Below are 9,734 nucleotides of genomic sequence, written 5' to 3' on the forward strand. Positions count from 1 at the left end.
CGGTAGTGTGTTCGCTCGAACCGGTGTTCCTCCATATGGCGTCGGCGGGCGGGTGCCTACCTGCGTCCGACGGTGTTGAGCATCACTGCAGCGCACAGCCTCGCGGGGCGTGCGGTCGACGAGCTGCGGCTTGCGGCTCTCCCTCCGCGCGGGCCCGTGACGTGCGAAGATCGCTTACGGCCGACCTCGTCGGGTGCGGGCCCGGACTTCACACACCCGGCGCGGACTCCGCGGAGGGCCCGCCTTTGTGCGAAGGTTGCAACGGCTCTGTGAAGTCGTCCCGATCGGGGTACTCGCCCGCACGTCGTCACCGCGACAGCCCTGTTCGTCCGATTTCATCGGCGCCATGGGGATCTCGCGGCGTTCGTTCCTCCGGCGGTCGGCGGCCGGAGTCCTGCTGGCGGGGAGCACCGACGTCCTGCGCGTGGCGGCGCCACCGGCCGGGTACGGCCCGCTGGTCGACGACCCGGCGGGGCGGCTGGCCCTGCCGGAGGGGTTCGGCTACGTGGTCGTCAGCGAGGCGGGGGTCACGTCGCTGGAGACCGGCGAGCCCACTCCGCGCAACCACGACGGCACGGGTGCGTTCGCCGCGGCGGGTGGCGGCACGGTGCTCGTGCTCAACCACGAGATCCGCGAGGGGGCGGGCACGGAGCACGCAGTGCCGCACCTCGACGGGCTGGTCTACGACCCCGGGGCCGCGGGCGGGTGCACGATCGTCACCGCGGACGCGCGGGGACGGCGGGTGTCCGAGCGGGTCGGGATCGCGGGAACGTCCACCAACTGCGCGGGCGGGGTGACCCCCTGGCAGACCTGGCTGACCTGTGAGGAGACCGAGGCGCGGGCGGGTGAGCGGGGCTACGGGCGTGACCACGGCTACGTCTTCGAGGTGGATCCGTTCGACCGGGCCGCGCTCCGCGACCCGCGCCCGGTGAAGGCGCTGGGGCGCTTCATCCACGAGGCGCTGGCCGTCGACCCGGCCACCGGCGCCATCTACCTCACCGAGGACGCCTCCGGGCCGAACGGGCTCGTCTACCGCTGGTCGCCGCCGCCGGGCTTCCGGGGCGCCCGTGGGGCCCTGCGCGCGCTCGGCGACGCCGACGGGGTTCTGGCGGCCATGCGCTGCACGGACGAGGCAGGCGAGCACGTGGACGACCTGTCGCGCGCGTCCGCGGTGGGCACCGCGTACGCCGTGGAGTGGGTGGAGGTGCCCGACCGGGACGCCCGGGAGGAGTCGGTGCGCCGGCAGCTCGACGACGCCCGCGTCACCCGGGCCCACAAGCTGGAGGGCGCCTGGTGGGGAGGTGGTGGTGCGTACCTGGTGTCGAGCTACTCGGACGGCCACCGGGGGCAGGTGTGGCACTACGACCCGCGCCGGTCGACGTTCACGCTGAAGCTGCTGTTCACGGGGGAGGACGACGGCGCGGACGGGCCGGACAACATCAGCGTCTCGCCGCACGGCGGCGTGATCATCGCCGAGGACGGCGGCGGGAGCAACCACCTCGTCGCGGCGAGCGAGGACGGCACGACGTCCCGGCTCGCCCGCAGCGAGCGGGGCAGCGAGTTCACCGGCCCCGTGTTCAGCGCCGACGGCCGCGTGCTGTTCGCGAACGTCCAGGTCCCCGGGACGATGTTCGCGATCACCGGACCGTGGCGCTGACGGCGCGCAACGAGGACGTGAACGCTCCCCGACAGCGCCCACCGGGGAGGATGGGCGGCGTGACCGCTCCCGTCGACCGCTCCTGCCACCGCACCCGCGCCTGGGTCACGGAGGCGATCCGGCGCGTCGAGGCCGACGCGAACCGCTCCGCCGACACGCACCTGCACCCGTTCCCGCTCCCGGCGGACTGGGGCATCGACGTGTACCTCAAGGACGAGTCGGTGCACCCCACCGGGAGCCTCAAGCACCGCCTCGCCCGCTCGCTCTTCCTCTACGCGCTGGCGAGCGGCTGGATCGTCGAGGGCACCACGGTGGTGGAGGCGAGCTCGGGCTCCACCGCGGTGTCGGAGGCGTACTTCGCGCAGCTGATCGGCGTGCCGTTCGTGACGGTCGTGCCGCGGTCCACGAGCCCGGAGAAGATCGCGCTGATCGAGCGGTACGGCGGGCGCTGCCACTACGTCGACAAGGCGCCGGACATGTACCCGGAGGCGGAGCGGCTGGCCGCCGAGACCGGGGGCCACTACATCGACCAGTTCACCTACGCCGAGCGGGCGACCGACTGGCGGGGCAACAACAACATCGCCGAGTCGATCTTCGAGCAGCTGGCGATGGAGCGGTTCCCGGTACCGGAGTGGATCGTCGTGGGGGCCGGCACCGGGGGCACGTCGGCGACGATCGGGCGCTACGTGCGCTACCGCCGCCACCCCACGCGCCTGGCCGTCGTCGACCCCGAGAACTCCGCGTTCTTCCCCGGCTGGACGCTGAACGCGCCGGACTACTGCACCGGCATGCCGTCGCGCATCGAGGGCATCGGGCGGCCGCGGATCGAGCCGAGCTTCGTGCCCGGCGTGATCGACGTGATGATCCCGGTGCCGGACGCCGCGAGCATCGCCGCCGTCCGCCACCTGCGCGAGGTCACCGGCCGCTGGGCGGGCGGCTCGACGGGCACCAACCTGTGGGGCGTCTGGCAGCTGGTGGCGCGGATGCGGGCGGCCGGCGTGCGGGGCAGCGTGGTGACGCTGATCTGCGACGGTGGCGACCGCTACCAGCACAGCTACTACGACGAGGACTGGGTGCGGCGGCAGGGGATCTACCTCGCGCCGTACACCGCGACCTTGGAGCACTTCCTCGCGACCGGGGAGTGGGCGCCGCCCGAGCACTCCGGGAACTCGTGATGCTCGGGATCCCCGCTCGAGCCGCGGGCGCTACGCGTACACCCGCGGTGCCGCCGCGCCCGCCATCGGCACCGCCCGGCGCTCCAGCTTCGCCGCTGCCGCCAGCAGGTCGGCCTCCGCGCCCGGGCGGCCCACCAGCTGCACGCCCACCGGCCGCCCGCCGATGAGGACCGGGGCCACCACGGCGGGCAGGCCGGCGAGGTTCCACGCGGGGGTGCAGGAGAGCCGGGTGGCCGTGGTCAGGAGGCTCGAGGTGTAGCCGTGCCCGAGCATGGCGCCCGCGCGCAGGGCCGGCTGCGAGGTGACCGGGCCGAGCAGCACGTCGTAGGCGCCCTCGTCCATCCAGCCGAGCACGCGCTCGCGCCACGCGGCGCCGACGTCCGGCCGGGGCGGTGCGAAGCGCAGGAGGCGGCGGCCCTTGCGCACGACGGTGGCGGTGCACCTCCCCGCGGCGCCCATGTCGAGCTCGAGCGCCTCGGCGTGCCCGGCGACGCCGGCCTGCCAGCGCCGCGTCCACTGGGCGAGGAGCCCGCGGGGGTAGGGCGGGTCGGCGAAGGTGACGATCGCGCCGCCGGGCCCGGCACGCAGCCGGGCGGCCGCGCCGATGGCGGCGGCCCGGTGGTCGGCGTGCAGGCCCCGGGACGGCCACGGCGCGCGCAGCGACAACGCGATGCGGCGCGGGCCGGGCAGGTCCAGATCGACCGGGTCGCCCGCGAGCACGCCCAGTAGCAGCGCGGCGTCCTCTGCCGTGCGGGCAATGGGCCCGGTGGCGCCGAGCCCGCACCAGTGCTCGCCGGCCCCGCGGGGCAGCGGCACCACGTCCGGGCCGGGCTTGAGCCCGACGAGGCCGCAGCAGGCCGCGGGCACCCTGGCCGCGCCGCCGCCGTCGGTGGCGAGCGCCAGCACCGCCATCCGCGCGGCGACGGCCGCTGCGGCGCCCGACCCGCCGGGGTCGAGCGAGAGGTCGAGGGGGTTGCGCGGCGCCACCTGCGTGGCCTGCGTGAACGCCCATGCGCCCAGCTCGGGCACCCGCACCTTCCCCACGACGACGGCGCCCGCGGCGCGCAGCCGCTTCACGAGCTCGTCGTCGCGGCGCGCCGGGTCGGCGGACGTGGCGGCCGACCCGTGGCGGGTGGGGTAGCCCGCGACGTCGATGTCGTCCGGCACGGCGACCGGCACGCCGGCGAGGGGGAGCGCGAAGCGGTCGGGGCGGGCGTCCACCCCGCCTGCCTCGGCGAGCACGCGGACCGGGTCGTGTTCGGCGAAGGCGCCGACCTCGGGGTCGTTCTCGGCGATCCGGGCCAGGTGGGCCCGGGCGACGTCGACCGCGCTGCTGCGCCCGTCGCGCACCCGTGACACGATCTCGGCCGCGGTGAGCCCGGTCAGGTCGAGGGCGTCCATCCGCCCACCATGGCACCAAAGGCGCTGATCATGGGGAGGACCCGCCGGGCAGACCCCCGGTCGGGGGGTGTCGATCTTGCGGTCAGCCTGCGGGCTCGAGTGCCTGCGGCACGCCCTCCGCGATGTCGAAGATCCCGAGCAGGCCGGTGGCCTCCAGTGCGCGCGTGACGATCCGCGAGCCGGGCACGAGCCGCAGCGTGTGCCGCCTGCGGTCGGCCTCGTCCTTGGCCGCCACGAGCACGGCGAGGCCCGCCGACCCGAGGAAGGTGACGTCGGTGAGGTCGAGCACCAGCAGCGGCACGGCCGCGACCTGCTCGTCGAGCCGCGTGCGGAGCACCGGGGCGGTAAGGGTGTCGATCTCCCCGACGACGTGCACGACCCGCGCGTCGGGGCCGTGACTGACCACGTCGAACCGTACGACCTCGCCGATCTCGTCGTTGTCGTCCGTGGTTCCGTGGTCGGCGGGGATGTCGCCGCTCATGCGCACCGGCTCCTCGATGTGGGTCGTGGACTCGGAGTGCGGTCTGTCCTCGCGGGCCGCCGTTCAACCCTACGGACGGCCCATGGGGGGCACAACAACACCCCCCTCGTACAGCGGTGTGCCGGTCAGCCCGCGATGACCGCCCGCTCGAGGTTGTCGAAGATCGCGTTGTCGCCGTCGGGTACGACGGCCGACCCCTTCAGCATGATCCCCGAGCGGTTGGCGAAGATGAGGTTCCCCGCGATGTCCACGTCGCCGTCGATGTCGACGTAGACGCCGTACCGTCCGTTCTCGCCGAGCGTGTTCGCGTGGAGCGTGGTGAGCGCAGCCTCGCTGACGACGCGCACGCCGTCCTGCTTGTTGCCGCGAGCCTGGTTGTTCTCGACGAGGTTGTTCTGGGACGTCTGGGTGATCCCGATGCCGGACTCGTTGTTGTCGTAGACCCGGTTGCCACGGATGGCGTTGTCGTTGGCCTCGTTGACGTTGATGCCCTGGGCCGCGTTGGCGAACGAGTCGTTGCCCTCGACCGTGTTCCGGTCCGACCGCAGGTAGACCACGATTCCGTGGTGGTTGTTGCGGTAGACGACGTTGTCGCGGATGACGTTGTCGACGCAGTCCTCGGCGAGGATGATGCCGTGCTTGCCGTTGTCGTGCACGACGTTGCGCTCGATGGTGAGGTTGTGCGAGCCGGTGTGCGGGTCGATGCCGTAGAGCACGTTGTCGTGGATCTCGTTGTCGGAGATGACGAGCCCGCCCACCTCGTAGCTGTAGAGGCCGAAGAAGTTGTGGGACACGATGCTGTTGGTGAGCTTCCCGCCGGTGCCCTCCGTGCGCCACGACAGGCCGTAGGACTCCACCTCGCCGTGGCCGAGGTAACGGATCTCGGCGTGGTCGATGTTCATCTGCCCGCCGTCGCGGGCGAGCAGGAAGCCGCGGCCGTCGGCCGGCTCCGTGTCGACGGTGCCCTTGGCGGGGTCCCACGACGTGATGCAGGCGCCGCTCACGTCGATGCTGCCCCCGAAGGCCTTCACGGAGGCGTACCGGCCGGCCGTGCTCAGCAGCTTGAGCCAGCGCGTGGTCGGCGCGGAGATCTGCAGCGAGGTGCCGGGCAGCAGCGCGAGGTCCGCGCCGAGCAGCCACTCGCCCGGCGCCTCTTCGCGCAGCAGGTCGGGGTTGGCCACCGCCCGCGCGAGCGCGGGTAGCGTGGCGCCCTGCCCCGCGGTGACGACCACGGCGTTCTGCGGCGGGTCGAAGTGCGCCGCCACGCCGTCCGGCGGGGGTGGGGCCGGAGCCTCGGCCGCCTCGCGGGTGCAGGGGTGGGCCGGGTCGATCCGGACGGCCGCGGGCAGCTCGTGCCGCACGAGCTCCTGCGGGGTGGGCGGGATGCTCCCGATCGTGGCGAGCGCGATCGCGCCGCCCAGCACCGCGAGCGTCGCCACCACGAGAGCGGCGCGCGTGGGGATCTGCGAGGTCTTCATGGTCCTCCTCGGCCTGCGGCGTCGTCAGCTGGTCGCGCCGACGGGCACCGGTGGCACCCGGCGCCTGCGGACGCCCGCCCGCCGCTGCCGGGTGGTGTGCACCTGTTCGAGCACGATGGCCAGCAGGATCAGCGGCACGCCGATCGCGCTGAGCAGGTTGAGCGGCGGCAGGCTGAGGTCGTTCGTCCCGTGCTGCTGGATCGGCCCGCGCAGCGCCTCGAGCGCGTGCACGCTCGAGCCGGTCAGGTGGAACGGGCTTCCGGGCAGGGCGTTGACGCCCAGGTCCAGGGCGTCGACGCGCACCTCGTCGGCGCGGACGATGTCGGGGGAGCGCGAGTGGATGCCCTCCGCGGCGCCGTCGATCGTCACTCCGGAGATCGTGGTGGCCGCCGCGACGTCGATGGCGGTGGCGCCGCCCGTGATGCGGCCGCCGATGATCTCCGTGTCCGTGCTGGCGGTGCGGATGGCGTCCGACCCCACGTTGCGGGCCACGAGGTCCGCGATGACCACGCCCGTGGTGCCCGGGGTCGCCACGACGCCGTCGCGCCCGCCGTCGAGGACCAGCCCGGCGAGCCGCACGGCCACCGCGCCGCGCTCGACGCGGACCGCGGCGCGCGAGTCCTTGACCTGCACGCCGCTCAGGAGGACGTGCTTCCCGCCGATCCCGACGCCTGCGACGCGGGCCCCGTCGATCGTCGAGTCCCGCAGCTCGAGGCCGTCGGTGCTCTTCTCGATGACGATGCCGCGCCGGCCGCCCGAGGTCCGCAGGTGGTCGAGCGCGATCCGCGAGCTGCTGACGTGGACGTAGACGCCGGCGGGCTGGTCGGTGGCGCTGAAGTCGGTGACGTGCAGGTCGGCCGAGCGGTTGATCCGCAGGCCGCCCGCCTGGTCGCTCGAGGTGTCGATCCCGGACAGCTCGGCGCCCGTCTGGCCCACCACGACCACTCCGTAGCCGCCGTTGCTGTTCGTCGTGATGCCGGTGACCGGCCGTCCGGTGCTCTCCCCGGCGACCACCACGCCGTTGTCGCCGTTGCCGACGGCCCGGATGCCGCTCATGGTCGTGCCGCGGTCCCCGGTGAGGACGAGCCCGTCCCCGACCGACTCGCTGAACGTGACGTCCTCGAGGTGCACGGCATCGGACCGGGACAGCTCCAGGCCGGTGGTGTTGCGCTGCAGCGTGGTGCGCACGAGCGAGCCGGTGGCGCCACGGTTGAACGTCACGCCGGCCCGTCCGCCCTCGATCCCGGTGGACGCGGTGCCGAGGTCGGCGATCGTCGAGTCGACGGCGTCGAACCGGCCGCCCGCGGACACGGCGAAGTAGGGCCGCCCCGGTGCCGTGGGTGCCACGGCCTGCCGGGTGCCGGGATCGGCCGAGGTGACGGTGACGCCCTTCAGCGACACGCGTCCGCTGCCGGTGTAGATCGAGGCCGCGTCCTGCGGGGTGGCCCCGCCGACCAGCTCCAGCCGCTTGACCGGGTCCTCGACCGCCAGCGAGGTCCCCGGGGTGAGCACGATCATCGCGCCCAGCGTGGCGGTGTCGCCGGACGTCGCGAGCCAGTCGCTGGGCAGCGCCTTGTCGAGCGTGTTGAGGGTGTTGGCGCCGCCACCGCGACCGACCTGGCGGGTGAGCCGGCCGTCGGTCACCACGTCGATCCGGTTCGTGCGCACGATGGCCATCCGGTGCGGCCGGCCCCGCTTGTCCCACGTCACGCGGACCTTCCGGGCCGCCTCGGCGCGCTTCGCGGCTGCCCTGGCGGCAGCCCGCGCCTGCGCCGCGGCGCGCTCGGCGGCCGAGGGGCCGTGCGAGCCCTCGGGCTCGGGCTGCTGGGCCGGCAGCGGCGCCGCGGCCGGGGCGGCAGCAGGCGGGCGGGCCGGCGCCGGTGCCGCGTACGCGACCCCGGGGAGGAACTCGGCGGTCAGCAGGACACCGACGGTCCCGAGCACCGCCCCCGCTGCGATCAGCCTGCCGAAGCGCCGGCGGCCGGTCATACGGCCGCCTCCGTGCGCGGCTCGGCCGGCGCCTCCGGCTGCTGGGCATCGGCCGGTGCCTGCCCCTGCGGCCGGCTCCCCGGCTGCGACGTGCGCACCACCTCGCCGTTCTCGACGGCCACCTGGCGGGTGAGCCACCGCTGGCGGCGGATCGTGAGCAGCGCCTGGATCTTGATCACGGCCATGACCCAGGACACGAAGACGTAGCCGGGCACGAGGAAGAAGCTGGACGGCCTGCGCCGGATGTGCGGCAGCAGCTTGGCCGAACGGCTGATCTGCCACCAGAGCGCGAGCACCGCCGCGAAGATCCAGTTCTGGTTGACTAGCGCGACCACCATGAAGATCGGGCCGAGCAGGAGCGTGAACCCGCTGACGGCCTTGTCGATCATCGTGTAGGCGAGGAACGGGTGGCGCCACACCCAGGGCTTCGAGAGAGCCCGCAGGTCCGAGCGCCACGTGTTGCGGGCCCAGCGCAGCCGCTGGCGGAAGAAGATCCGCCACTGGTCCGGGAACGTCGACCACACCTCGGCGGTGCGCTGCATGTACGTGAGGTGGCCGCGTTCGAGGACGAGCGTCGTGAGGCGCTTGTCGTCCCCCGACAGGCAGGGCACGCCCCAGAACGTCTCGTCCATGAAGTCGTCCTCGATCTCGAGCAGGAGCGCGCGGCGGTAGACCGCGGTCCGCCCGGAGAGGCACGAGACCGCCTTGCCGAGGTACGTCTGGCTGGCGTTCTCGTCGAAGTAGCGGTGGTCGAGGAACATGTCGGTGATCCGCGACAGGAACCCGCGCCCGCCGTAGACGGACTGGCGGGTTCCGACGCCGCCGACGCGCGGGTCGGCGAACGGCTTGCACACCTCGAAGGCGACGTCGGGCGCCCAGACGGTGTCGGAGTCGACCAGTGCCACGAGATCCGTCTTCGCCTTGCGCCAGCCCCGCCGCAGCGCGTCCCGCTTGCCGGGCACGGTGGTGACCACGACCGACACCGGGTAGCGGCGGGCGATCTCCTGGCAGATCCGGTCCGAGGCGTCGATCACGAGGATGACCTCGTCGACGTCGTTGGCGAGCCACGACTCGATCGCCGCGGCGAAGACGTGCGGGTCCTCCTGGTAGACCGGCACGACCAGGCTGATGGACAGGCGGTGCTCGTCGAGGGCGGGCTGGTAGAGCACCGCCGGGATGCGCCGCACGAGCCAACAGCCCCAGCGGAACAGGCCGAGCAGCCCCAGCGGGGTGCCCAGCACGTAGTAGTAGATGGGAAGGTTCATGCCGGCTCGCGGTGCTGCCGGTCGACACCCGCCATGGCGCGGGCACGCAGCTGGTCGGCCCCTGCCGCGTGGGTGGCGGCGTCGACCTCGTGGTCGACGACCGCGGCCAGGCGGTCGTTGACCTCGACCACGGCCGAGAGCAGCGGCATGTCCACGCCGAGGGTGTCGGCGAAGCCGAGGAAGCCCTGGGTGTCCTTGGGCAGGCAGACGCCGCCGTAGGGGGCGCCGCCGCGGATGCCGTACTCCGGGTTGATCGAGCCTTCGGCGGAGCGGGCGACGGTGGCGGCG

Annotated in this window: 7 protein-coding genes and 1 pseudogene; 2 read left to right on the forward strand and 6 right to left on the reverse strand. The window is 73.7% G+C overall.

The annotated features are described in order from the left end of the window. The first annotated feature begins 346 nt into the window (after positions 1-346). Positions 347-1,657 (forward strand): alkaline phosphatase PhoX, encoded by a 1,311-nt coding sequence (locus ABEA81_RS28030; protein ID WP_345608822.1) that lies wholly within the window; start codon positions 347-349, stop codon positions 1,655-1,657. 59 nt (positions 1,658-1,716) lie between these two features. Then, the gene (gene cds1 / locus ABEA81_RS28035; protein ID WP_345608824.1) at positions 1,717-2,832 is read left to right on the forward strand and encodes an L-cysteine desulfhydrase Cds1; all 1,116 of its coding nucleotides are present in this window, start codon (positions 1,717-1,719) and stop codon (positions 2,830-2,832) included. Positions 2,833-2,862: 30 nt separating this feature from the next. Here cds1 and ABEA81_RS28040 read toward each other — a convergent pair whose 3' ends face one another. The 6 genes and pseudogenes from ABEA81_RS28040 to ABEA81_RS28065 all read right to left on the reverse strand — a co-directional run. Further along, positions 2,863-4,233 (reverse strand): amidase, encoded by a 1,371-nt coding sequence (locus tag ABEA81_RS28040; protein ID WP_345608827.1) that lies wholly within the window; start codon positions 4,231-4,233, stop codon positions 2,863-2,865. Positions 4,234-4,315: 82 nt separating this feature from the next. After that, on the reverse strand, positions 4,316-4,714 hold the full coding sequence (locus tag ABEA81_RS28045) for an STAS domain-containing protein (RefSeq protein WP_345608830.1): 399 nt from the start codon (positions 4,712-4,714) through the stop codon (positions 4,316-4,318). 125 nt (positions 4,715-4,839) lie between these two features. Next, complete coding sequence (locus ABEA81_RS28050; RefSeq protein WP_345608833.1) at positions 4,840-6,192, reverse strand: right-handed parallel beta-helix repeat-containing protein; 1,353 nt, start codon at positions 6,190-6,192, stop codon at positions 4,840-4,842. A 24-nt stretch (positions 6,193-6,216) separates the two neighbouring features. Beyond that, positions 6,217-8,181, reverse strand: a complete 1,965-nt coding sequence (locus ABEA81_RS28055; protein WP_345608836.1) for a right-handed parallel beta-helix repeat-containing protein — start codon at positions 8,179-8,181, stop codon at positions 6,217-6,219. After that, positions 8,178-9,446 (reverse strand): glycosyltransferase, encoded by a 1,269-nt coding sequence (locus ABEA81_RS28060; protein WP_345608838.1) that lies wholly within the window; start codon positions 9,444-9,446, stop codon positions 8,178-8,180. The genes ABEA81_RS28055 and ABEA81_RS28060 overlap by 4 nt, the downstream gene beginning before the upstream one ends. Then, positions 9,443-9,734, reverse strand: a pseudogene (locus ABEA81_RS28065) (hypothetical protein); the annotation flags it as partial. The pseudogene ABEA81_RS28065 and the gene ABEA81_RS28060, both read right to left, overlap by 4 nt.

Origin of the sequence: Pseudonocardia adelaidensis, assembly GCF_039543345.1 — a bacterium.
GTDB classification, from domain to species: Bacteria; Actinomycetota; Actinomycetes; order Mycobacteriales; family Pseudonocardiaceae; genus Pseudonocardia; species Pseudonocardia adelaidensis.